Annotated in this window: 25 protein-coding genes; 6 read left to right on the top strand and 19 right to left on the bottom strand. The window is 66.9% G+C overall.

Annotated features, from left to right (window positions below):
* The first annotated feature begins 84 nt into the window (after positions 1 to 84).
* A complete protein-coding gene (locus AC1D14_RS06735; RefSeq protein WP_476968214.1) occupies positions 85 to 1,320 on the top strand; it encodes a heparan-alpha-glucosaminide N-acetyltransferase domain-containing protein in 1,236 nt (411 codons plus the stop codon).
* Positions 1,321 to 1,350: 30 nt separating this feature from the next.
* Here the strand turns inward: AC1D14_RS06735 and AC1D14_RS06730 are convergent, their stop codons facing one another.
* Both AC1D14_RS06730 and dapB read right to left on the bottom strand, forming a co-directional pair.
* On the bottom strand, positions 1,351 to 1,839 hold the full coding sequence (locus tag AC1D14_RS06730) for a hypothetical protein (protein ID WP_230117566.1): 489 nt from the start codon (positions 1,837 to 1,839) through the stop codon (positions 1,351 to 1,353).
* Positions 1,840 to 1,844: 5 nt separating this feature from the next.
* The gene (gene dapB / locus AC1D14_RS06725) at positions 1,845 to 2,603 is read right to left on the bottom strand and encodes a 4-hydroxy-tetrahydrodipicolinate reductase (RefSeq protein ID WP_476968213.1); all 759 of its coding nucleotides are present in this window, start codon (positions 2,601 to 2,603) and stop codon (positions 1,845 to 1,847) included.
* A 129-nt stretch (positions 2,604 to 2,732) separates the two neighbouring features.
* On the opposite strand from dapB, the gene AC1D14_RS06720 reads away from it, so the two are divergent.
* Positions 2,733 to 3,098 (top strand): hypothetical protein, encoded by a 366-nt coding sequence (locus AC1D14_RS06720; RefSeq protein ID WP_230117564.1) that lies wholly within the window; start codon positions 2,733 to 2,735, stop codon positions 3,096 to 3,098.
* Positions 3,099 to 3,173: 75 nt separating this feature from the next.
* On the opposite strand, the gene AC1D14_RS06715 is transcribed toward AC1D14_RS06720, so the two are convergent.
* The 7 genes from AC1D14_RS06715 to AC1D14_RS06685 form a co-directional block, all read right to left on the bottom strand.
* Positions 3,174 to 3,431: a hypothetical protein gene (locus AC1D14_RS06715; protein WP_476968212.1), complete on the bottom strand. Its 258-nt coding sequence runs from the start codon at positions 3,429 to 3,431 to the stop codon at positions 3,174 to 3,176.
* Between the two features lie 406 nt (positions 3,432 to 3,837).
* On the bottom strand, positions 3,838 to 4,599 hold the full coding sequence (locus tag AC1D14_RS06710) for a MerR family transcriptional regulator (RefSeq protein ID WP_476968211.1): 762 nt from the start codon (positions 4,597 to 4,599) through the stop codon (positions 3,838 to 3,840).
* Positions 4,600 to 4,712: 113 nt separating this feature from the next.
* On the bottom strand, positions 4,713 to 5,177 hold the full coding sequence (locus tag AC1D14_RS06705) for a molybdenum cofactor biosynthesis protein MoaE (RefSeq protein WP_230117561.1): 465 nt from the start codon (positions 5,175 to 5,177) through the stop codon (positions 4,713 to 4,715).
* Entirely contained in the window at positions 5,167 to 5,679 is a 513-nt protein-coding gene (locus AC1D14_RS06700) for a MogA/MoaB family molybdenum cofactor biosynthesis protein (RefSeq protein ID WP_230117560.1), read from the bottom strand. Before AC1D14_RS06700 ends, AC1D14_RS06705 begins: the two co-directional genes overlap by 11 nt.
* Positions 5,676 to 6,170: a cyclic pyranopterin monophosphate synthase MoaC gene (gene moaC, locus AC1D14_RS06695; RefSeq protein WP_230117559.1), complete on the bottom strand. Its 495-nt coding sequence runs from the start codon at positions 6,168 to 6,170 to the stop codon at positions 5,676 to 5,678. Before moaC ends, AC1D14_RS06700 begins: the two co-directional genes overlap by 4 nt.
* Positions 6,158 to 7,447 carry a molybdopterin molybdotransferase MoeA gene (locus tag AC1D14_RS06690; RefSeq protein WP_230117558.1) on the bottom strand — a complete coding sequence of 430 codons (1,290 nt, stop codon included), beginning with the start codon at positions 7,445 to 7,447 and terminating at the stop codon, positions 6,158 to 6,160. The genes moaC and AC1D14_RS06690 overlap by 13 nt, the downstream gene beginning before the upstream one ends.
* Before the next feature lie 23 nt (positions 7,448 to 7,470).
* On the bottom strand, positions 7,471 to 8,919 hold the full coding sequence (locus AC1D14_RS06685) for a molybdopterin-dependent oxidoreductase (protein ID WP_476968235.1): 1,449 nt from the start codon (positions 8,917 to 8,919) through the stop codon (positions 7,471 to 7,473).
* A gap of 445 nt (positions 8,920 to 9,364) precedes the next feature.
* Between AC1D14_RS06685 and moaA the strand changes: the two genes are divergently transcribed.
* The gene (moaA, locus tag AC1D14_RS06680; protein WP_476968210.1) at positions 9,365 to 10,498 is read left to right on the top strand and encodes a GTP 3',8-cyclase MoaA; all 1,134 of its coding nucleotides are present in this window, start codon (positions 9,365 to 9,367) and stop codon (positions 10,496 to 10,498) included.
* Between the two features lie 4 nt (positions 10,499 to 10,502).
* On the top strand, positions 10,503 to 10,769 hold the full coding sequence (locus tag AC1D14_RS06675) for a MoaD/ThiS family protein (RefSeq protein WP_230117556.1): 267 nt from the start codon (positions 10,503 to 10,505) through the stop codon (positions 10,767 to 10,769).
* 30 nt (positions 10,770 to 10,799) lie between these two features.
* On the opposite strand, the gene AC1D14_RS06670 is transcribed toward AC1D14_RS06675, so the two are convergent.
* The 7 genes from AC1D14_RS06670 to AC1D14_RS06640 form a co-directional block, all read right to left on the bottom strand.
* Complete coding sequence (locus AC1D14_RS06670) at positions 10,800 to 11,261, bottom strand: DUF1579 family protein (protein ID WP_476968209.1); 462 nt, start codon at positions 11,259 to 11,261, stop codon at positions 10,800 to 10,802.
* A 141-nt stretch (positions 11,262 to 11,402) separates the two neighbouring features.
* Entirely contained in the window at positions 11,403 to 12,746 is a 1,344-nt protein-coding gene (locus tag AC1D14_RS06665) for a M16 family metallopeptidase (RefSeq protein ID WP_230117554.1), read from the bottom strand.
* A gap of 150 nt (positions 12,747 to 12,896) precedes the next feature.
* A complete protein-coding gene (locus AC1D14_RS06660; RefSeq protein ID WP_230117639.1) occupies positions 12,897 to 15,155 on the bottom strand; it encodes a polyribonucleotide nucleotidyltransferase in 2,259 nt (752 codons plus the stop codon).
* Between the two features lie 248 nt (positions 15,156 to 15,403).
* Positions 15,404 to 15,673 carry a 30S ribosomal protein S15 gene (gene rpsO / locus AC1D14_RS06655; RefSeq protein WP_230117553.1) on the bottom strand — a complete coding sequence of 90 codons (270 nt, stop codon included), beginning with the start codon at positions 15,671 to 15,673 and terminating at the stop codon, positions 15,404 to 15,406.
* Positions 15,674 to 15,915: 242 nt separating this feature from the next.
* Entirely contained in the window at positions 15,916 to 17,160 is a 1,245-nt protein-coding gene (kynU, locus tag AC1D14_RS06650; RefSeq protein ID WP_476968208.1) for a kynureninase, read from the bottom strand.
* Positions 17,157 to 18,011, bottom strand: coding sequence for a tryptophan 2,3-dioxygenase (gene kynA / locus AC1D14_RS06645; RefSeq protein WP_230117551.1), 855 nt, complete (start codon positions 18,009 to 18,011; stop codon positions 17,157 to 17,159). The genes kynU and kynA overlap by 4 nt, the downstream gene beginning before the upstream one ends.
* 40 nt (positions 18,012 to 18,051) lie before the next feature.
* Entirely contained in the window at positions 18,052 to 19,035 is a 984-nt protein-coding gene (locus AC1D14_RS06640; protein WP_230117550.1) for a bifunctional riboflavin kinase/FAD synthetase, read from the bottom strand.
* A 235-nt stretch (positions 19,036 to 19,270) separates the two neighbouring features.
* Between AC1D14_RS06640 and AC1D14_RS06635 the strand changes: the two genes are divergently transcribed.
* A complete protein-coding gene (locus tag AC1D14_RS06635) occupies positions 19,271 to 20,113 on the top strand; it encodes a DUF937 domain-containing protein (RefSeq protein ID WP_476968207.1) in 843 nt (280 codons plus the stop codon).
* Positions 20,114 to 20,160: 47 nt separating this feature from the next.
* Here the strand turns inward: AC1D14_RS06635 and AC1D14_RS06630 are convergent, their stop codons facing one another.
* The 3 genes from AC1D14_RS06630 to truB are packed head-to-tail and all read right to left on the bottom strand — an operon-like array spanning position 20,161 to position 21,906.
* The gene (locus AC1D14_RS06630) at positions 20,161 to 20,613 is read right to left on the bottom strand and encodes a hypothetical protein (protein ID WP_476968206.1); all 453 of its coding nucleotides are present in this window, start codon (positions 20,611 to 20,613) and stop codon (positions 20,161 to 20,163) included.
* Between the two features lies 1 nt (position 20,614).
* Positions 20,615 to 20,968, bottom strand: a complete 354-nt coding sequence (locus AC1D14_RS06625; RefSeq protein ID WP_230121431.1) for a hypothetical protein — start codon at positions 20,966 to 20,968, stop codon at positions 20,615 to 20,617.
* A 2-nt stretch (positions 20,969 to 20,970) separates the two neighbouring features.
* Positions 20,971 to 21,906 carry a tRNA pseudouridine(55) synthase TruB gene (gene truB, locus AC1D14_RS06620; protein ID WP_230121432.1) on the bottom strand — a complete coding sequence of 312 codons (936 nt, stop codon included), beginning with the start codon at positions 21,904 to 21,906 and terminating at the stop codon, positions 20,971 to 20,973.
* 138 nt (positions 21,907 to 22,044) lie between these two features.
* Here truB and AC1D14_RS06615 point away from each other — a divergent pair, with 138 nt between their 5' ends.
* Entirely contained in the window at positions 22,045 to 23,250 is a 1,206-nt protein-coding gene (locus AC1D14_RS06615; protein WP_230121433.1) for a pyridoxal phosphate-dependent aminotransferase, read from the top strand.
* Positions 23,251 to 23,263: the final 13 nt, after the last annotated feature.

Genomic DNA, 23,263 nt, shown 5'->3' with positions numbered 1-23,263 from the left:
ATATATTCGAACACAAGACCCGCGGCAGCGGGAGATGAATGCCCGGTCAGAAAACGTCATGGCGGGATGTGAGACGATCACATCATGACCTCGCGGAGCACGGCTGCATCGTCCAGAACAGCAAAAGGACCTGCAACCGGCACCCGCCTCGCGGGCATCGACGCCGCTCGCGGCCTCGCCCTCCTGGGGATGATGGCCACGCACCTGCTGCCCACGTTCGAGGCGGATGCCGCCCTGACTCCCACGTGGATCGGGCTGACATTTTCCGGCCGTGCTGCGGCCCTCTTTGCCGTCCTGGCCGGAGTCGGGCTGGCCCTGTCCACCGGCAAGCAGCGCCCCCTGGAAGGCGGAGCCCTCACAGCTGCCCGGCGGGGCATTGCCCTGCGAGCGCTGGTGATTGCCGTCGTCGGCCTGGCCCTGGGCGGCCTGGACGTCAACATCGCAGTGATCCTCGTGCACTATGCCGTGCTCTTCCTGTGCATCCTGCCCTTCATCGGGCTGCGGCTGAAGGCCCTGTGTGCCTGGGCGGCAGGCTGGATCCTCGGCTCCCCCGTGCTGGCATTCCTGCTGCGGCCATGGCTGATGGCCGCGGATCCGCCCCTGCAGCTCGATCACAACCCGGGCTGGGAGGACCTGTCGGCTCCCGGCCGGCTGCTCGGTGACCTGTTCCTGACGGGCTATTACCCCGTGGTCCAGTGGATTTCCTATCTGCTGGTGGGCCTCATCATCGGCAGGCTGGCACTGACGACGTCGCTACTCCCGGTGCTGCTGCTGGCAGGAGGTACCGCTGTGGCCGCCTTCGCCAAGGTTCTGGGCACGGCGGCCATGGAGGAATGGGGCGGCCACGCCGCATTACAGTCGATCCTCACTGATCCCAACTACCCCCTGGGCAGCCTCCTGCAGGTCAACCTGGCCGGGGTGCGGCAGGAGGGCTCGTGGTGGTGGCTGGCGTCCAGCGCACCGCATTCGGGGACCACCCTCGACCTGCTCCATACAAGCGGCGTGGCCGCGGCCGTCGTCGGACTCTGCCTCCTCGTGGGCCGGCTGGGCGAATGGCTGGACCTGGACCTGCTGCTGCCGCTGCGCGGCGCCGGTGCCATGACCCTGACCCTGTACACCGCGCACGTATGCGTGGTGGCCTCGTTCCACCTCAAGCCGCTGCCGCCGGGATGGACCGAGGACGGGATGTACTTTGCCCACGCCGCGCTGGCTGTGCTGATAGGGATGGCCTTCGTGATCCTGAAGAAGCGCGGCCCGCTCGAATGGCTTGGCCACGCCGCGAACCAGGTGGGACGGCACGAGCCGGCCAGGGTCCGGTAGCCCGGGTTCCGTCAGCAGGATCCGGGCGGCTTATCCCGCCAGGGCACCCTTGGAGGTGCGAAAAAGCCGCACGGCGTCGCGCATGGAAGAACGGGCTCGCTTGCGGTCGCCGGCGGCGTCGTACGCGCAGCTGAGGCGGAACCAGGAACGCCAGTCGTCCGGGGCTGCCTCCGTTTCGGCCCGGTACTTCTCGAATTCCTGGTCCGCGGCGGCGCGGACGATCCTTCCTGCCGGCGTGCGGGGCAGGTTGTCAACGGGCAGGCCGCCTTCGGCCTCGAGCACGCGCGCCATCTGTTCGGTGCGGGCACCGAACAGCAGTTCACGGATAAGGGCCCACGCGCCGATGACGGGCAGGACGAGGTACGCCGCGCCGATCGCCTTGGCAACGGGCTCCGGATCCGTCAGCAGAAGCACGGAGCGCTGCAACGAGACAATGAGATAGAAGACCAGGAGGAGCGTCACTGCCCCAACCCAGATCTTGGTGCGGTTCTTCGCCAGCTGGCCAAGGAGTGGTTTCACAGTTTCTACAGCCCCAGATCCAGGTAGCCGTCCAGGCCAACGGTCAGTCCGGGGTGGTGCGCGACGTTCCGCACGCCCAGGAGGACCCCCGGCATGAACGAGGCCCGGTCAAACGAATCATGGCGGATCGTCAGCTGTTCCCCCGGCCCCCCGAGCAGGACCTCCTGGTGCGCTACGAGGCCGCGAAGCCGTACGCTGTGCACGCGGACGCCGTCAACGTCGCACCCGCGGGCGCCAGCAAGCCCGCTGGTGGTGGCGTCCGGGCTGGGATCCATCCCGGCCGCTGCCCGCTCTGCTGCGATCAGCTGGGCGGTGCGGACGGCGGTGCCGGAGGGCGCGTCAACCTTGTCCGGGTGGTGGAGCTCGATGATTTCCACGGATTCGAAGTATTTGGAGGCCTTGGCGGCGAACGCCGACGCCAGCACCGAGCCAAGGGCAAAGTTCGGCGCAATCAGGACGCCGACGTTCTGGTTGCCGGCGAGCAGCGTTTCAAGCTTCTCAAGCCGTGCTGCGTCCCAGCCCGTTGTGCCCACCACGGCATGCATGCCGTTCTCCACGGCAAAACGGACGTTCTCCTCCGTGCTCTCCGGAACGGTGAGGTCCACGACGAATCGGGCCCCGGCGCTGAGCAGTGTGTCCAGGGAATCGCCACGCCCCAAGGCAGCGACGAGCTTCATGTCGGGAGCCGATTCAACGGCCTTGACTGCTTCGGCGCCCATGCGCCCATTCGCGCCAAGGACGGCGACAGCGAGTTGTTCGGTCATGGATTCAACCCTACCTTTCGCCCGGCCGGCGAAGGGAACCGGTCCCCATGCGTTACCTCCCGTGCCTGAGGGCGCCCAGAGGCCGCTGCGTGGCCGGCACGCTTATGAGAAGACTCTCAGACGAGTCTCATGCACCCCTCACGTTTGCCCCTCATCATGGAACTCCAGGGGGACAAGGATCGTGACTTCAACGAGCCGAAGGAGTCCGGAATGCGCATCGACACCCGCGATCTTCACGAGCACGTCGCTCCACAGCAGTGGGAGACCGCCGCCCCACAGGCGCCTGCGTGCGTCCAGCTGGGGAATCCGGAGCTCCGCCAGCAGATCCTGGACATCATCCTGGATGTCCTTTCCGATTCTGAACCTGTACGGCCCGAGGTCCGCGGCCGCCTCCTGCAACATCTGGCTGACAATCCCGGCCACCCGGAACGGGCTCTGCTGGAACATCTCCGGGACCCCGGCATCAAGGCAAACGGGGCACTGGAAGTCCTGTAACGGCCAGTTACCTGGCTGCCAGAAGCCGCCCCTCACCCGCCGCACGCATGTGCGGCGGGGGCATGCATGGCGGCATTAAGGCCCCTCCAATTCCTGGAGGTGTGAGAGCAAGGCCCGCTCCGGGTTTCCCGGATTTTCCATCAGCTGCCACAGCAGCCTGCGCCGCACCTCGGGGGATGTCGCTGTTCCGGAAATGACGTCAGCGATGACGTCCAGGACCTGACCGCGCAGGGAAGGATCCCCAGCCCTCCGCTCCCTTGACCCGGACTCCAGTGGGTTCCCGGGGTGAAGCCCGTGCGGTCGGGCCTCCGTGTCGGGGTCTCCCGGCTCCATCGGCCCACTCCTTCCGCTCCAATCGGCCAGAGAGCCCCTTCGCCCACTGACCTGAGACCCGCCCGGGCTAGTCGTCCGGGCGTGCCCGGCAAGCCGGCCAGCCGTCGCAACGGCTGGCCGGCTTTCCCCGGCGAGCGTCATCGTGTCTCGCTTCTGCTACGAAAACCCGGACCGGGGACCCCCTGTCCTAAGCCCCCTGCCCCCCACGAGCGGGAACCACCCCCATGAGGGGGGCTGCGGGGGACCATGTGGCGGGGATGCAGGGTGCGGCTTTCCTCAAGACGCCCGGGCGAAAGTTGGAGTGTCCTGAAGTCGAAGATCGCCGCGAACCCTCGGCTGCAGGACTGCCGGGTCCGGACGCACTCCCCCCAGAAGCTCCGGACCCGGCTATACCCCTCAGCTCTCCTCAGCCCTGGAGATGCCGCTCCGCATAGATGCGAAGAGCATCGCGGACGAAGCCCGCTCCGGCCTCGCCGCCATAATTTGCTGCGAAACGCGGATCGGCGACATACATCTCGCCAAGGCCCACCACATATCCCTTCCTGTCGCCGCCCCGGGACGCCGGTGTCCCCGGGATGGCGGTGAGCCAGTCGACGTGGCGTCGCGCCAGGTCCTGCGCCTCAGCACTGTCGGCTGCGGCGCCCGACCCTGCGGCGCGGATCCAGTCCGTCGCCAGATCCTGGGAGCCTTGCCGCCAGGCCTGCTTCTCCTCGGCACTCATTCCGCGCCACCAGGAGTCCCCCTGGGCGTAGGCGTCCTTCCCCCACCGTTCCTCGACCTCGTTTTTGTACTGTGTGTGGTCGAAACCGTCGAACATATTTTCTGCCACGAGTTCCCCATCTCCTTTCAATGACTCAATGGTTTGCCGGACGGAGGCCGCCTGCCTGGCCAGCCTTGCCTGTTCCTGCTGCAGCCACGCAAGGTGCCCGCCGAGGGCCCTGACGGCATCCGTCTCCTGCCGGAGCACGTCAGAAATCACTGGCAGGCTGAGGCCCAGTTCGCGCAAAAGCAGGATGCGCTGCAGCTGCACCAGGGCAGCGGAGTTGTAGTACCGGTAGCCGTTATGGCCGGTCCGGCTCGGCCTGAGCAGTCCGATGTCGTCGTAATGGCGCAGCGTGCGGCTCGTCGTGCCGGCGATCTTCGCTATCTCCTGGATGGACCAGTCCATGCGTCCTCCCCTTGCCCATCAGCGGCCGGCCGGTCCGGCCCGCTAATGCGACTCTAAAGGTTGACGTTACGGAAGGGTCAAGGCCGCTTTTTTGCCGGGAAGTCACCCGCCGCTCAGGCTCCTGCCCCGACCCATTCCACGGTGCCATCGGCGAAGAACTGTTCCTTCCAGATGGGAACCTGTGCCTTGATGCGGTCAACGAGCTCGGAACACACGGCAAACGCCTGCCCCCGGTGTGCCGCGGATACCGCGCAGACCAGGGCGGGATCCCCGATTTCCAGGGGTCCTACCCGGTGGGCAGCCCAGATCTTCACCGGCGGTGCCTGGGCATCAGCACCGACGGCGTGTTCGGCCACCAGCTGCGCCACGACGTCGGCCATCACCTGGTGTGCCGTGGGGTGCGCGCTGTAGCTGAGCCGCTCGACTGCCTTCCCGCCGTCGTGGTTCCGCACCACGCCGCTGAAGCTGACCACGGCTCCTGCCGTGTCCGACTCCACGGCGGCGATGGCCTGGTCCACGGAGATGGGCTCGGTGCTCAGCACCGCGTGAACTACTTCAAAGGATGCTTCAGTGCCCATGTCCGCCCTCCAGCTGGTCACAGAGATGCCCGATCACCGGGTCCAGCACGGACAGGCCGTCCATGACGCCCTTGGGTGATCCGGGAAGATTAATAATGAAGGTCCTGCCGGCGGCGCCGGCGTGGCCCCTGCTGAGCATGGCGTGCGGGGTCTTGGCTATCCCGGCCTGGCGGATGCCCTCCATGATGCCGGGGATTTCGCGGTCCAGCAGCGGGAGCGTCATTTCCGGCGTGCGGTCGTCGGGGCTGAGTCCCGTGCCGCCGCTGGTGATCACGACGGCGGGCTGCTGGGTCAGGAGCGCGCGGATGGCCGCTCCCACCGGTTCGCCGTCGGGGACCACCATGGCGGGAAACGTCTCAAAACCGTGTTCGGTGAGCCAGTCGACAATGACGGGCCCGGTCTCGTCGCGGTACAAGCCGGCCGCGGCGCGCGTTGAGGCAATGACAACGCCTGCCTTCCGGCCCTGGACTTCGCCGTGGACGTGGGGTTGCGTGCCGCTCACAGTGTCCAGTCCCCGCTCTTGCCGCCACTTTTGGCGAGCACTTTGATGTCGGTCAGTACCGCGTGCTTGTCCACGGCCTTGATCATGTCGTAAACGCTCAGTGCAGCAACAGAGGCGGCAGTCAGGGCCTCCATCTCAACGCCGGTGACTCCCCTGGTCCTGACAGTGGCCAGGATGTCCACGGTATCCGGACCGAGTTCGAAGTCGACGGTCACCTTCGAAATCGGCAGCGGATGGCACAGCGGAATCAGTTCCGGTGTCTTCTTAGCCGCCATGATGCCGGCCACCCTGGCCACAGCCAGGGCATCGCCTTTGGGCAGCCCGCCGGTGCCCAGCAGCGCCAGGACCTCCGCGGTGCTGCGGACTGTTGCGGTGGCCGTGGCCTCACGCGTGGTCTCGGGTTTTCCTGAGACGTCCACCATTTGGGCGGTGCCGTCGTTGCGCAGGTGCGTAAGCCCGGCGCTGTCATTTTGTGCAGTCACAACATCCATACTTCCACTTCGGCGCCCTCGTCGAGCGCGGAGATTCCTTCAGGCACGTGGACCAGGGCGTTCGATTGCGCGAGTGCCCTGATGAGGTGGGAGCTTTCGCCGCCCTCGAGCCGCACGGTGCGGTCCGGCAGCAGCGTTCCCCGCCGCACCTGATGCTTGCCTGCCGGCGACGTCAGCGGCTGGGCGAGCCGGCCCTGGATCCTGGCCCGAGGCGCGGGCGAGCCGAAAAGTGCGCTGAGGACGGGACGCAGGAACATCTCGAACGAAACGAGGCAACTGACAGGGTTACCCGGAAACCCAAGGAAAGGGACGCCGTCGAACGTTCCGAGCCCCTGCGGGCCACCCGGCTGCATCGCCACATGCTGAAAGACCACGGCCTGGCCGTCCATGGCCTGGCGCACCACTTCGTACGCGCCTTTGCTGACTCCCCCGGTGGTGACGATGAGGTCCACGGTGGCCGTGTGGCTGCGCAGGAGAATGCGCAGCGCGGCGGGGTTGTCGGTGGAGATGCCGGCCCTGACCACTGCCAGCCCCGCCTGCCGCAAGGACGATTCCAGCAGGGTGCCGTTGGCGTCGTAGATCTTGCCGTCCTCCAGTGGTTCGCCCGGTTCCACCACTTCATCGCCCGTGGTGACCAGCAGAACAGTCAGTGCAGGGTGGACCAGGACGTCCGGCAGTCCCAGTGCTGCGAGGAGCCCCAGCTGGCCCGGCCCCAAAAACGTGCCGGCGGGCAGGGCAATTTCCCCGGCCCGGATGTCGCTTCCTGCACGGCGGATATACGTTCCGGCAGGCGCCGCGGGCAGCCGCACCGTCGCTACTTCGCCGGGCACCGGGAACCTCGCCGGAACAGCCCGCTCAACGGGCACGACGGCGTCGGCACCCGCCGGGACCATGGCTCCCGTCATGATGGGGGCCGCCTCGCCCGGCTGCAGCGGGACGGGACGCGAGCCGGCCGGAACCGGAGCCACAACCCGCAGTTCCGCGCCGCCGTCGGGCACGTCAGCAGCGCGGATGGCAAAGCCATCCATCTGGGAGTTGGCGAAGGATGGCAGGCTGACCGGTGCGGTCACGGTCTCCGCCAGCCCGCGGCCCAGGGCATCGGCGAGGGAAAGGCGCTCGGTGCGCCCTGCGGCCGGCAGCGGCTCAAGGAGCTCCCGGACGGCACGCCGGTGTTCGGCCACAGTGCGGTGGGCGTGGGCGGCGTGCCCCGTTTCGGCGGCTGCTGCCGGAGCGGAGGCGAAGGTGGCAGAGGCGTGCGGCTGCGGTTGGCTGTGCATGGTCCTGCCTTCGGGAACGGCGGCTACGGGTTCACGTCAACTCTAATGGTGTGGAAGCCCGTGGCGCCGTCCGGGGCGACCGACCTTTGTTCCTCGGACTGCGCGGCGCCGCGGAGGTCCGTGGCGCGCACCTGGACCTCGTGCTGTCCCGGGTGAAGGTCGATGCCGAGCTGCCACTGGTACCACGTGTCCACCGAGATGCCCGGGGCGAGGTCGGCCGGCTGCCAGTTGCCCCGGTCCACGCGCAGTTCCACCTTGCCGATTCCGGTGTGCTGCGCCCAGGCCACCCCGCCGAACATCACCGTGCCGGCGCGGGCGGGCCGGCCGTCGCGGGGCACATCGATCCGCGAGGAGATCTTGATGGGGCCGCGCTCTGACCAGCCGCGCGGTGTCCAGTACGCGACGTCGTCGGCGAACCTCGTGACTTTGAGCTCAGTCAGCCATTTCGTGGCGGACACGTATCCGTACAGGCCGGGAACGATCATCCGCACCGGAAACCCGTGCTCCAGCGGCAGCGGATCGCCGTTCATGCCTACCGCGAGCAGCGCATCCCGGTTTTTGTCAGTCAGGACTTCCAGCGGCGTGCTTGCTGTCCAGCCGTCAGTGCTTTTGGACAGCACCATGTCTGCGCCGGGCTTCGGCCCCGCCATCGCCAGCAACTCACGGACGGGCCAGCCGAGCCAGAGCGCATTGCCGATCAGGTCGCCGCCCACCTCGTTGGACACGCACGCGATGGTCACATGCCGTTCCGTGAGGGGTTTCGCCAGCAGCACATCGAAGTTGAGCTCTACCTCCCGTTCCACCATGCCGGTCACTTTGAGCGTCCATTCGCGCGGATCGATCACAGGGGCGGAGAGTGCGGTGTCGATGCGGTAGAAATCGGGATTCGGGGTGACGAGGGGAACCATTCCGGCCAGGCCAATCTGGGCGCCCTGCGGAATGCCCGCGGCCCGCGAACGTGGGGGCGGCAGCCGGAGAGCGCTGCGGAGCTCGCTGACGCCGGCAGCGCCTCCCCGCCAGGCGGTGGCGAAGGCGCCTCCCACCAGGACGGCCGCTGCGGTGCCGCCGAGCAGTTGCAGGAAGCTGCGCCGCTCCGCGCTGTTCTGCCCGGGGCGCTGCCCGCGGGAACGTGGTGCGGCGGCCTTCTGCCAGGCGGCCAGCCGCCAGATCAGGCTTTGGAGCAGCAGTCCTCCGATGCCGGCCGCCAGCACGGGGAGCGCGACGGCGGTGACAGTCACCTGGGCGCGGGTCAGGACTGCCGCCACGCCCACGATGCCGAAGGCCGCGAAAACGGCGGCACCGGCGAAGCGGCGGCGCAGCTCCAGCATTCCGGCCACGGCCGCGAGGATTGCGATCACCAGGGCCATGCCGGTCAGCAGCGCTATCTTGTCCGCGGTGCCGAAAAGCGAAACCGCCCAATCTTTGACTCCCGGCGGAGCTGCGTCAATGACTGCGCCGCCCAGCGCCGTCATGGTCGACAGTGAAGGGCTGACGAAGCCGGCGATGAGCTCGCTGGCCACCAGTCCCGTGCCTGCCGCCACCACACCGGCGGCCGCAGCCCAGCCGCGGGGCTGCGCACCAGCGCCGGGCCCGGGTTCCGGAATTTGCCCGGACGCGACGGGCGGCTGTTCGGCAGGCTGTTCCGCAGGGGATGCCCCAGCCGCCGTAACCGGCACAGGTCCACGGGTGCGTTCAGGGGTGTAGTTCTGTTGCCCGGCTGCTGCCCGGGGCACTGCCGGCTGGGACTCGTTCACCCTTCCAGCATAAGTTCGCCGGCCACCGTCGGCGCCTTTTCCAGGGTCATTCCCAAACCCGCGCCTGCCCCTTCTCGCGGCGCATGGATCTGAACGGCGGGCCCGCCCGTCCCGGGAATGTCACAGGCGTGGAGCTGTGCCCAACGTGGCGTAGCCTGAATTTATGAGTGTTCAGCTTGGCATGCCGCAGCCCCGCGAAGGAGGCAGCCCGGTTCCGGGTGCCCAGGGCCTTCCCGCTGCCCGCCCGGCCGATGCTCCTGCCGGGCTTGCAGACCGCTACGGACGCCGTGCCACCGATATGAGGCTGTCCCTCACGGACAAGTGCAACTTACGGTGCACGTACTGCATGCCGGCCGAGGGGCTGGAGTGGCTGGCCAAGCAGGCTGTCATGTCCGCAGAGGAAATCGTGCGGATCGTCAGGGTGGGCGTGGACCTGCTGGGCGTGCGCGAGCTGCGCCTGACGGGCGGCGAGCCTCTGGTCCGGGCGGATCTGGTCAGCATTATTGCGGCCCTCCGGAAGGCGCACCCCGAGCTCCCGATCTCCATGACCACCAACGGGGTAGGCCTGGACAAGAAGGCCGCCGCGCTCAAAGCGGCCGGGCTGACCCGCATCAACGTCTCGCTCGATTCCCTGCACGAGGAAACGTTTGCCGAACTGACCAGGCGCCCGTTCCTGGACCGTGTCCTCGCCGGCGTGGACGCAGCCTGGGCGGCAGGCCTGGGGCCGGTCAAGCTCAACGCCGTCCTGATGCGCGGAATCAACGACGCCGAGTCCCCGTCCCTGCTCGCCTGGGCGCTGGACCGGGGCTACGAGCTCCGGTTCATCGAGCAGATGCCGCTCGACGCCGATCACGGCTGGACACGGCGGAACATGATCACCGCGGCGGAAATCCGGGACCTCCTCTCCGCGGACTACCTCCTGAGCCCGGATCCGCGTGTCCGGGACGGCGCGCCTGCCGAGCGTTTTGAAGTACGACGCCGGGTGGCGGGGTCAGCTGATCCGCACGGACCGGTGCTGGGCACCGTGGGAATCATCGCCTCGGTCACCGAGCCGTTCTGCTCGGACTGCCGCCGGACCCGCATCACGGCCGAAGGCAAGATCATGAGCTGCCTGTTCTCCCGCGAGGAGTTCGACCTTCTGGGCCTGCTTCGCGACGGAGCCAGTGATCAGGAACTGGCGGAACGCTGGCAGGACGCCATGTGGGTCAAGCCCAGGGCCCACGGCATGGACCACGTGGGACTCGACGCCCCGGACTTCGTCCAGCCGGACCGCAGCATGAGCGCCATCGGAGGCTGAACCCTTGAACGTACGCTACTTCGCTGCCGCACGGGCCGCGGCAGGCATGGAGGAAGAGCGCTTCGACCTTCCCGCCGGGGCCACGGTGGAGTCGCTGCTGGCCGCCGTGCTCGAGGTTGAACGCCCCGAGCCGCCTGCCGGGACGCCACCGCTGGCGAGGATCCTTGCCCGCAGCAGCTTCCTGCTCAACGAGGTTGCCGTCCGCGACCGCACTGTGGTTCTCTCCGACAGCGACGTGGTGGACGTCCTGCCGCCCTTCGCCGGCGGTTAAGAACGAAGCGGCTCAGACCCGGACTGCGGGTCACGCCCGGCGGCAGATTGACGTCATGAAGGGGCTGAAGTCCTGCGCGTCCCCCAGCCTGAGTTCGGCGGTGTGGATGAGGATGCCATTATCAACCCGGAACGTGTGCCGGGCAGTTCCGCGGTCACTGTGCCGCTCCACGGTCAGCGTGGAATCATGCCAGGCGCCCCGGGCCGGCGCTGCCGGGGGCCTGCCCATGCTGTCGACGTAGTACCAGAGGGTTTCGTCGTGGTCCGGGTCGACGGTGAAGRCGCCGTGGCCTTCGAAGTGCGTGCCGTCGGCCTCGGTGTGGCGGTACGTCTGCACCACCGCAAACCCGCCGGCTGCCCGCGTGAACGTCACCTCCGCGGTGGCGATTCGGGCCGGCCCCCACGGCGATGAGGCCAGCTCAGTGGTGCCCAGCCAGCGTCCGACGAAAATCCCGAGCGCCTCGTGCGCTGTCCCCGGATGCGGCCGGTCCATTCTTCCTCCGAGTCGGATGACTCCGAGTGGAATACCGGAGTGGTCTGGCTCCATGATGATCCCGCGCCGCGGGCATGTCCAGCGGCATGGTCAGGGGCAGGTCCGGTGCCGCGCCGGCTGGGGGCCACCCCTCGCGCCGCATCAGAGCCCGAAGGTTTCCGTCTCTTCGAAGGGACCCACAACCGTCACCGTCCGCGGCGCGGCTGCCAGCTCGCGGGCCAGCTCCTGCACCTGCCCCGCCGTCACGGCCTTGATGAGCCGCAACGTCTCGTCGATGTCCTGATACTCGCCGGAGACGAGTTCGGCGCGGCCCAGCCGGGACATGCGGGATCCGGTGTCCTCCAGGGCGAGGACGATCCCGCCACACAGCTGGCCAACTGCCTTGCGGAGTTCGTCGTCAGAAATGCCGCCGTCTGCAAGCTTGTCCAGCTCCGCCCCCAGGAGTTCCACTACCTGGCGGACCTTGGTGGGCGTGCAGCCGGCGTACATGCCGAAGTAGCCGGCGTCGGCGTAGGAAGAGGCGAAGGAATACGTGGAGTAAACAAGCCCTCTCTTCTCACGGATCTCCTGGAACAGGCGCGAGGACATCCCGCCGCCCAGTACTGCGTTCAGCACGCTCATGACGTACCGTCGCTCATCGGTGGCCACGATGGTGGGGCACCCCATGATGATGTTGGCCTGCTCCACAGGACGCTTGACCACGTGCAGGCCTGACGTGCCGGTGATGTCCGCGCGCTCCGTGGAGCGGCGCTCCACCGGGGCAGCGTCGGGCTCAAGCGACCAGCCTGCGGCGTGGAGGGCGTCCACCACAAGGCGGCACACGACGTCGTGCTCCAGGCCGCCTGCAGCGGTAATGACCAGCTCATCCGGACGGTAGTAGCGCCGGTAGTGGTCCCAGACCGAGTCGCGGGCTACAGCCCTGATGGCGTCAGGGGTGCCGCCGATGGGACGTCCGAGAGGATGCGTTCCAAGAACGGCGGCGACGAAATGCTCATGGGCCACGTCTGTGGGGTCGTCGCTGTCCATGGCGATTTCTTCCAGGATGACGTCCCGTTCCTGCTCCATTTCGCCCGGGTCCAGGACGGCGCCGGTAATCATGTCCGCAATCACGTCGATGGCCATCGGCAGGTCCGTGTCCAGCACGCGGGCGAAATAGCAGGTGCTCTCCTTCGCCGTGGCGGCGTTGGATTCCCCGCCGACCTCGTCGAACGCCGACGCGATTTCGAGCGCGGTGCGCCGCTTGGTGCCTTTGAACAGCAGGTGCTCGAGGAAGTGGGTCGAACCGTGCTGGCCGGGTGCCTCGTCACGCGACCCCACACCCACCCAGAATCCGATAGTGGCGGAGCGCTGGCCCGGCATCGCCTCGGTCAGGACACGCACCCCGCCGGGGAGGACGGACCGGCGCACAACCGAGCCGCCGTCGGCGCCGTGGATCAGGGTGTCGCCGGGGTGGTTCTGAGCCAGCGGCAGGGGTACGACAGTCATCAAGGCCTTTCAGGAAGCGGAGCCAAATCTGCCTGCAATCGTACCAGCGGGCCGCGACGCCGGAGTGTGTGGGGTTAACGGCGGCGGGGCCGGTGGATCAACCACCGGCCCCGCCGTCGTCTGCTGGGGAGTTACCGCCCCTGACTGCTGTTAGTCGTCAGAGCCCTCCGCGTTTGCCGAGGCGTGAACGCGCTCGGCTTCGCCGGCGCCTTCCTCTTCAGCCACAACGGGAGACAGGGACAGCTTTCCACGGTCATCGATCTTGGTGATCTCGACCTGGATCTTCTGGCCCACGGAGACGACGTCGTCGACGTTGTCCACGCGCTTGCCACTCGCGAGCTTGCGCAGCTCGGAGATGTGCAGCAGGCCGTCCTTGCCCGGGGTCAGGGAGATGAACGCACCGAAGGTGGTGGTCTTGACGACCGTGCCCAGGTAGCGCTCGCCGATTTCCGGAACCTGCGGATTGGCGATGGCGTTGATCGCGGACCGTGCAGCGTCAGCCGACGGGCCGTTGGTGGCGCCGATGTAGACAGTTCCGTCGTCCTCGATCGAGATGTCGGCGCCGGTGTCTTCCTGGATCTGGTTGATCATCTTGCCCTTGGGCCCGATGACCTCGCCGATCTTGTCCACGGGGATCTTGACGGCGATGACGCGCGGTGCGAACTCGGAGAGCTCGTCCGGGGTGTCGATCGCTGCGTTGATGACCTCAAGGATGTGCAGACGGGCTTCGCGGGCCTGCTTCAGTGCTGCTGCCAGCACGGAGGCCGGGATGCCGTCGAGCTTGGTGTCCAGCTGGATGGCCGTGACGAACTCGGAGGTACCGGCGACCTTGAAGTCCATGTCGCCGAAGGCGTCTTCGGCGCCGAGGATGTCGGTCAGGGCCGCGTAGCGGGTCTGGCCGTCAACCTGGTCGGAGACCAGGCCCATGGCGATGCCGGCGACGGCGGCCTTCAGCGGCACTCCGGCGTTCAGCATGGACAGGGTGGAGGCGCAGACGGAACCCATCGACGTCGAACCGTTGGAGCTGAGAGCCTCAGACACCTGGCGGATGGCGTAGGGGAATTCCTCACGGGACGGCAGGACCGGCACGAGCGCGCGCTCTGCCAGGGCGCCGTGGCCGATTTCACGGCGCTTGGGCGAACCCACGCGGCCGGTTTCACCGGTGGAGTACGGCGGGAAGTTGTAGTTGTGCATGTAGCGCTTGCGCGTTACCGGCGACAGCGAATCGATCTGCTGTTCCATCTTGAGCATGTTCAGCGTGGTGACACCCATGATCTGGGTCTCGCCGCGTTCGAAGATGGCCGAACCGTGGACGCGGGGCAGAACCTCCACCTCGGCGGTGAGCTGGCGGATGTCCGTCAGGCCGCGGCCGTCGATGCGGATCTGGTCCTTGAGGATGCGCTGGCGCACAACCTGCTTGGTCACCGAGCGGAATGCTGCGGACAGTTCCTTCTCGCGGCCCTCGAACTGGCCGGCCAGGGAAGAAGTGACTTCGTCCTTGAGTGCGTCGGAGGCGGTGTCGCGCTCCTGCTTGTCACCGATCTGGAAGACGGCGGCCAGCTTCTCAGCGGCGGCAGCCTCGACAGCGGCGTAGACGTCATCCTGGTAGTCAAGGAAGACCGGGAACTCGACGGTCGGCTTGGCGGCGCGTGCTGCCAGGTCGGCCTGTGCTTCGCAGAGGGCCTTGATGAAGGGCTTGGCAGCCTCGAGGCCTTCCGAAACAACTTCTTCGGTGGGGGCGGTGGCGCCCTGTTCCTTGATGAGGTTCCAGGAGTTGTCGGTGGCTTCGGCCTCGACCATCATGATGGCGACGTCATCACCGGCAATGCGGCCTGCGACGACCATGTTGAACACGGAGTTCTCGAGCTGGGAGTGCTTCGGGAAAGCTACCCACTGCGAGCCGTTCTCGTCGGCGACGAGGGCAACGCGGACGCCGCCGATCGGGCCGGAGAAGGGCAGGCCGGAGAGCTGGGTGGACATCGAGGAGGCGTTGATGGCCACCACGTCGTACAGCTCGTCGGGGTTGATCGCCAGGACGGTGACGACGATCTGGACCTCGTTGCGCAGGCCCTTGACGAAGGCCGGACGCAGCGGGCGGTCCATGAGGCGGCACGCGAGGATGGCCTCGGTGGACGGACGGCCTTCGCGGCGGAAGAACGAGCCCGGGATGCGGCCGGCAGCGTACATGCGCTCTTCGACGTCGACCGTCAGCGGGAAGAAATCGAAGCCTTCGCGCGGGTGCTTGCCGGCGGTGGTGGCGGACAGCAGGGCAGTGTCTTCGTCGATGTACACCATGGCTGCGCCGGCTGCCTGCTTGGCAAGACGGCCGGTTTCGAAGCGGATTACACGCTTGCCGAAGCGGCCATTGTCAATGACGGCTTCTGAGAACTGGATTTCGGGACCCTCCAAGAGAGTCACCTCCGTTTCTTGTTTAACGGAAGTCCAGCCGCATCAACCCAGGCCAGCATCTGTCTACTGGCCTGCACTGCACCCGGTCATCGATCGAGACCCACGGGCCGGGGCTTCAAGACGTCGAAGCCGTTCCCGGGGATCACTACCGAGGACCGCGAATGCGTGATGCGGTTGATCCTCCTGTTTAATTATCTGTGAAGCGGGCGGCCCGTTCCGCTCCGGAAAGGGCCGCCCGTAATGCCTGACTAGCGGCGCAGGCCGAGGCGCTCGATGAGCGAACGGTAGCGGGCGATGTCAGTGTTCTTCAGGTAAGTGAGCATGCGCTTGCGACGACCGACCATGGCCAGCAGACCGCGCTGGGTGTGGTAATCGTGCTTGTGCTCCTTCATGTGCTCAGTGAGATCCTTGATCCGCTGAGTCAGGACTGCAACCTGGACCTCCGGTGAACCGGTGTCGCCTTCGGACGTTGCGAAATCCTTGATGATGGACTGCTTTACAGCGGCTTCAAGTGCCACAATAACTCCTAGAGATGTGCCGTGAGGCCCGAGTCAGTAACTCACTGCCGGGTGTGCCGGCGCGGACCATCCCGATAAACGGGGGCCGGTGCGCGCGAAACAGGATCCAGCAACCACGGACTGCAGCCGGATCCACCGCTTAGTTTACCGGCCTTGTTGCAATCTTGTCGAAACGCCCCCAGCCTTGTCGAAACGACTCCGGCCGCCCCGCCGGGCACGTGAAGGCCGGCAGGGCGTGAAGGTCAGGCACGCGGCAGCAGGTCGCGGACGGCCGCCATGCCGCGGTGGAGCTCGGTGAACCCCGTGCTCAGCGGGGAGAGTCCGATCCTGATGCCCTCCGGTGCGCGGAAATCGGGGATGACGTCCCTGTCCCACAACAACGCAGTCACTTCCCGGAAGGCCGGATGGTCGAGGCTGATGTGGCTCCCCCGCTGTTCGGGGGCGCGTGGTGTTGCGAGTTTCACGCCGGCCGGCGCAAGCCAGGCATCGTGCAGCTCCAAAGCGTAGGCGGTCAGGCGCAGCGACTTTTCCCGGATGGCCGGCATTCCCGCTTCCTCGATCATGTCCAATGTGCCTCGCATCGCGATCATTCCGAAGATGGCCGGGGTCCCGCTGAGGAAGCCGCGGATACCGGGGGCGGCCTCGTAGCCGGCCCCCATCTCGAAGGCGTCCTTCCGGCCCATCCATCCCCAAATTGGCTGGGCCAGTCCGGGAAGATGCCTGGCATTGACATACGCAAAGGCGGGCGAGCCGGGGCCGCCGTTGAGGTACTTGTAAGTACAGCCGGCGGCGAAATCAACGCCGCTGGCATCCAGCCCTATTTCCACTGACCCCGCCGAATGACACAGGTCCCACACCACCAGCGCGCCGGCGTCGTGCACCGCCGCCGTGATGGCCGGCAAGTCGGCAAGGAACCCCGAGCGGTAGGCCACATGACTGAGAAGTACGACGGCGGTTGCCGGCCCTACGGCCTCGCTCACCTGTTCAACGGTCACCCCGGCGGCAGGGTCTGCGTCGATCCAGCGCAGGGTCAGCCCTTCCTCCCGCGCGATGCCCTCGACGAGGTAGCGGTCGGTCGGGAAGTTGTCCGTGTCCAGGACGATCTCTGTCCTTGCGGAGTCCTTGACCACCGCAAGCGCGGCGCGGATCAGCTTGTAGAGCACCACCGTGGTGGAATCGGCAATGATGGTCTGGCCCGGGGCGGCACCCAGGACGGCATGTCCCAGCTGGTCCCCGATGGCCTGGGGCATCTCCAGCCATTCCTCATCCCAGCCCCGGATCAGACGGGCGCCCCAGCCCGCATGGATGAAGGCGTTGATGTCCTCGGCCGTCCTCTTGAGCGGGCGGCCCAGGGAGTTGCCGTCAAGGTAGGAGAGCTCCGTGTCCGTGCCGATGAAACGCGCACGGTACGGTGCCAGGGGATCCTCGGCGTCCAGCAGGGCCGCACGTTGGCGGAGCGCGTCTTCAGTGCCGTGAACGGTGGTCACTGGCCGATCTCCGTCCGTACGGCGAACAATTCCGGGAAGAACGTGAGTTCAAGGGCTTTTTGGAGAAAAGCCGCGCCGCTGGAGCCGCCGGTTCCGCCCTTCATGCCGATGGTGCGCTGCACGGTCCGCAGATGGCGGAACCGCCACAGCTGGAAGTTGTCCTCCAGGTCCACGAGCTCCTCGCACGCTTCGTAGGCGCCCCAGTTGTCGGACGCATTTTCGTAGATGTGCTTGAAAAGGGGCACGAGCTCGGGGGTGAACTCGTGCGCCTTGCTGACGTCGCGGTCAAGGACGGAGGCGGGCACGTCATAGCCCTTGCGGTGCAGGTAGGCCAGGAATTCGTCGTAGATGCTCGGGGCATCGAGGACTTCCTGGAGCAGCGCGTGAGCCTCCGGGTCGGATTCGAACACCGGCAGCATCTTCCGGTTCTTGTTGCCGAGGACGAACTCCACTGCCCGGTACTGGCTGGACTGGAATCCTGAGGAGTTGCCGAGGAAACCGCGGAACTGCGAATACTCGGTGGGCGTGAGCGTGGCCAGCACCGACCACTGCTCCGTGAGGGTTTTTTGGATGTGCTTAACCCGGGCAATCCCTTTCAGGGCCGTCCCGAGATCATCCGCCCGGAGGTGTTCCGCCGCGCTGCGAAGCTCGTGGAGCACGAGCTTGAGCCAGAGTTCGGTGGTCTGGTGCTGGATGATGAACAGCATTTCGTCATGGTGTTCCGGCGTGCTGACAGGCCGCTGGGCACTGAGCAGCGTGGGCAACTGCAGGTATGCCCCGTAACTCATCCTGGAACTGAAATCGCGGACGATCCCCTTGTCCAGTTTTCTGGTGTTCTTCTCCACGGTCACAGTGTTGCCTTCCTTGCCAGTACTGTGTGGGGCTGACAAATCAGCGCTTGAGGAGGAGGTCGTGGGTCTGCACGACGTCCTGGCGCATCTGCTCCACGAGGGCTTCAGGCCCACGGTATGCCACCATGCCCCGGAGACGGACGACAAACTCCACCACTACTGTCTGGCCGTACAGATTGAAGTCGTCTGCGGACTCTTCCGGGCGGTCGATGACGTGGGCCTCAACCTGGCGGCTGACGCCGTCGAAGGTCGGGTTGGATCCGACCGAAATAGCGGCCGGCCACCGGGTGCCACCCTGGTCCACCAGCCAGCCGGCGTAGATGCCGTCCGCCGGGATGAAGCCGCTGGCGTCATGGGAGAGATTGGCCGTGGGAAAACCGAGCACGCGGCCGCGGGCCGCCCCGTGGACCACTTCACCGCGCATCTGGTGCGGGCGTCCGAGCACGGCGGCCGCCGTGGCAACGTCGCCGCCGTTCAACGCTTCACGCACCCAGGTGGACGAACAGCGGCGGTCCGTGCCGCCGTCGTCGTGGAGGGGAAAACCCTCGGAACCGAATTCACTGATGACCAGGACTTCGAAGCCGAACTTCTCCCCCAGCTCGCGCATGGTGTTCAGGTCACCGGAATTGCCCCGCCCGAAGCGGGTGTCATGGCCGATGACGACGTGGCTGGCGTGGAGGCTGTCAACAAGAACCGTTCCGACGAATTCCTCGGGAGTGAGGCTGGCAAGCTCCAGCGAGTACTTCATGACCAGCACCGCGTCCAGGCCCAGCTCTCCCAGCGCCTGGAGTTTGTCCTGCAGGCCCATGATGAGCTCGGGTGCGGCCTCCGGCCGGTGGACCTGCGCCGGGTGGGGATCGAACGTCACGGCCACGGACTTTGCCCTGTTCAGCCTGGCCGTCCGGATCAGCTGGGACAGCACCTGCTGGTGCCCGCGGTGGACTCCGTCGAAGTTGCCGATAGTGACAACGGAAGGACCAAAGTCGTCGGGGACTTCGGTCGGATCGTTCCAGATGTGAACCATCAACCTCGCCTTTTTACTGCCTTACAGGAACCCGTCCGGGCGCCTCCCAGGCGCCGGAACTCTCTAAGATTACCTGCAATCGCTGCGGGTCATGGACGCCCGCGGCGCCGCGGTTCGGCAGAACCTACCGCGCCCCGGGGTCCCGGACTAGGATGCAAAGGCAGCTGTCCGGCGACGCACGCTTGTGCCGCTTCCCATGACGCCCGAGCGCTCAGCGGGCCAGAAGGAGTATCCCTTGACTGACATCCATGAGCTTCTGGGGCAGATCCCGGTGGACCAGATCGCAACGCTGCTTGGCACCGATACCGCTACCGCGCAGGCCGCTGTGGAGGCCGCCGTCCCCACGCTCCTCGCCGGCATGCAAAACAATGCGCAGGCTCCGGACGGCGCGGCGTCCCTGGAATCGGCGCTGGCGCAGCACCGGACGGGACCCGTCGACGGCGGAGTGGACGCCACCCAGGTAAACACCGACGACGGCGAAAAAATCGTGAGCCACGTCTTTGGCGGCCAGCAGGACCAGGTGGCAAACCAGCTGGCTGGTGCCGCCAACCTGGGCGGCGGCGTGGGCGGGGACCTCATCCGCAAACTCCTTCCGATCCTCGCGCCGATTGTCATGTCCTACCTGGCGAAGAAAATCCTTGGCGGCGCCCAGCAGGGTACCGGCCAGTCCCCGCTTCCTGGCGGGGAGGCCTCCGGCGGGGCGGGCGGGATCGATCTGGGCAGCATCCTGGGCGGCATTCTGGGTGGCGCTGCCGGCGCGGGCGGCCAGGGACAAGGAGGCCTGGGTGACATCCTCGGCGGCCTTCTGGGCGGAGGCCGGCAACAGCAGTCCCAGGCAAGCCCGGTTCCGGCTTCGGACCAGCCCGAGCCGACTCAGCCGCCTGGGCCCGCGCAGAGCCCCGAGCCAGCCACTGGCATGGAGGGCGAACCGGCGCAGCGTTCCGTCACGCCGGGCGAGGTCATTGACGTTGATCTGCCGGGCGAGGACCAGCCGGATCAGTCAACATCCGGGCGGCCGTCAACGAACAACAACGGCGGCCTCGGCGGGATCCTCGGAGACCTGTTCGGCAAGAAGTAAGCGGCAGTGCAGTACTGCCGGGTGTGGTGCCGCCAGATGGGGTGCAGCTAGGCGGCCGGCGCGGATGGCCGCCTGCGGTAGAGCCAGACCAGGCCCAGCACCGGAAGGATCAGCGGGATGAAGGCGTAGCCGCGGCCAAACAGGGACCACACCGTCTCGTGCGGAAACTGGACGGCGTCAAACACGCTCAGCGCGCCGACGACGATCACTCCGACCAGTTCCACGAGCACGGCGATGACCGAGACACGGAACCAGGTCCGGCCCGGCCTGGCGAGCGACACCGTGGCCACGACATAGACGAGGGCCGCGAGGGCAGACAGCACGTAGGCCAGTGGCGCCTCGGAGAACTTGGTGAGAATCTGGTAGCCGGCCCGCGCTGTGGCTGAAATGGCGAACACGGCATACACCGCGATGAGGAGCCGTCCCGGGCCTGTGTTGCGCGTGTTCCGGGGGCTTGCGGCGGTTTTGGGAGTTGCGGTCACGTTGTGTGCTTCTTCCACTTCAGTACCAGATCTGGTTCATTCGCGCGGCCATGACCAGGGCGGTCACGCCGACGGCGGCAAGGACAAAGTTGCTCCAGCGGGTCCGTTCCAGGATGGACCAGTACACCGCGGCGACGGGCAGCATGAGGGCGGTGACGAGATAGCCCCAGAATTCCCAGGCCTCGCCTGCGATCTGTTCCCCCGCAATAACCCGGACGATCGAACCGACGAGGTACACCAGCAGCGACAACTCCACGGCGCCCACCGACAGAATAGTGACATCGTTGGGGGCTTTCTTCAGGATTCCCGCCACCGCGCAGGTGACGGTGGAGAGGAGTCCGACGCCCAGGATGATGTAGAAATATGCGTCCAAGGCTAACCGGCCTGCTCTCTGGTGGGCGAACCGCCGGTTCCGGGCGCGAATACGAGCACCGGCTTGGCGAAGCTGCCGGTGTCAGCAAGCAAGGCCACGAGTGATCCGTCGGGGGCGAACGCGGCCGCCGGACGGTCCGCGGTGGCCGCTTCCGCGGAGCCCGCAGGGGCTCCCGCAGCGATCCGGCGGCCGAACGATATCTCGGTGGTTTCCTCCGCGCTCAGTTCCCGGTTGGGCATGAGGGCCCTGGCCGCTTCGGACATTTCCAGGATTTCGAGTTCCTCGGCGAGCTGCTCGAGCGTCCGGGCCTGGTCCAGCGAGTACGGCCCCACGTGGGTCCGGCGCAGCGCCGTCAGATGGCCGCCGACGCCCAGTGAACCGCCCAGGTCGCGGGCCAGGGCACGGATATACGTCCCGGACGAGCATTCGACGGTGACGTCAATGTCCACCACGTCCCCGCCCCGCTCGCGGCGCATTCCGTGCACCTCGAAGCGGTGGATGGTCACGGCCCTGGCGGCGAGCTTTACGTCTTCACCCGACCTGACGCGGGCATAGGCGCGCTCTCCGTTGACCTTGATGGCGCTGACGCTGCTGGGCACCTGCTGGATCTCGCCGGTCAGCGATGCGATCCCGGCCCGGATGGCGTCCTCCGTGGCAGCAGCGGCACTCACAGTGGCCACGACCTCGCCCTCGGCGTCGTCCGTGACGGTGGATTCGCCGAGCCGGATGGTTGCCGTGTAGGTCTTGGAGGTTCCCACGATGTAGGTAAGGAGCCGCGTGGCCTTGTTGATTCCGACCACGAGCACGCCGGTGGCCATGGGATCCAGCGTTCCGGCGTGGCCCACTTTCCGGGTACCGGCGATCCGCCGCATCCGTCCAACCACATCGTGGCTGGTCCATCCCTGCGGCTTGTCCACTATTACCAGTCCAGAAAGCACGCCTCCCAGTATATCGGGGCGGCCGGCCAGCCCGGTCCGGCCCCGCCCTGCCGACCTTCCGGCCAGCCTGCCAGCCGGTGTGCCGGCCGGTGTGCCGGCCGGTGCGCCAGCCGACAGGCCGGGGCTAGGATGGCAGTCATGCCTGAGCTTGCGCCGCACATCAGCGATGTCCCCGTCAACCAGATCCGCGAAATCACCGAGGCGGCCTGGCGCACCCCCGGCGCTGTGGTGCTGAGCATCGGCGAACCCGGTTTCCCGCTTCCCCGGCATGTCCTGGACGCCGGAATCGCCTGCCTGGACCGGGACGAAACGAACTACACTCCCAACGCCGGGATCCCGGCTCTCCGGGAAGCCTTCGCTGACAGATTCCGCGAGCAGTCCGGCACCGGCATCGAAGCCGACCGGGTATACGTGGTTGACGGCGCCCAGCAGGGTCTGCACCTGGCCATGAGCCTCCTCCTCGGCCCGGGCGACGAAATCCTGATCCCCAATCCCGGCTATCCCACCTTCGCCATGACCAGCCGGCTGGTCAATGCCGTCCCTGTCAGGTATCCCCTCTACCCCGAGCACGACTTCCAGCCCCGGATCGAGAATGTGGAAGCGCTCATCACGGACCGGACACGCGTTCTCATGCTCAATTCGCCGTCGAATCCCCTCGGTGCGGTGCTGGGCGAGGATCTGACCCGCGAGCTCGTGGAATTGGCCCGAAGGCATGACCTCTGGATCATTTCGGACGAATGCTATGAGGCCTTCACCTACGATGTCCCCCACGTCAGCCCGGCGCGCTTTGACAGCAGTGTTCCCGGCGAAGCGAGAGTATTCACGTCCCTTACGCTGTCCAAAACCTACGGCCTGACCGGACTCCGGATAGGGGCCCTCGTCTGCCCGCCCGGTCTGGAGCAGCGGATGAACAACGTGATGGAGGCCATCGTCTCCTGCGTTGCCTCGCCGTCGCAGTATGCGGCCCTGGCCGCACTCACCGGCCCGCAGGACTACGTGGCGCACGCGCGGGAGCACTACCGTGCCAACCGGGACGCGGCCTCCGCCATCCTGCGCTCCAAAGGCATCCGGTTCCTCAATGCGCAGGGGGCCTTCTACCTGTGGGCGGATGTGTCACATCTAAGCGGCGGCGATGTCCGGGGCTGGGTCCGGCGCTTCCTCGCCGATTCCGGCGTCTCGTTTGCGCCCGGAACCGCCTTCGGGTCTATTGGCGAGGGCTGGATCCGGATCGCGCTGTGCGGCAGCCAGGCTGAACTCGTGGAGGGCGTCACCCGGCTTCCGGAACGGGAGCACGACGGCGGCAACAGGCATCCCGCGCGGGGACAAGAACCCATCAGCAGTTAGGCCGGTCACCAGC

The organism is Arthrobacter sp. P1_B11 (assembly GCF_056406715.1).
The sequence above is the reverse complement of the archived record's forward strand: the minus strand, read 5'-3'. Positions and strand labels throughout refer to the sequence as shown.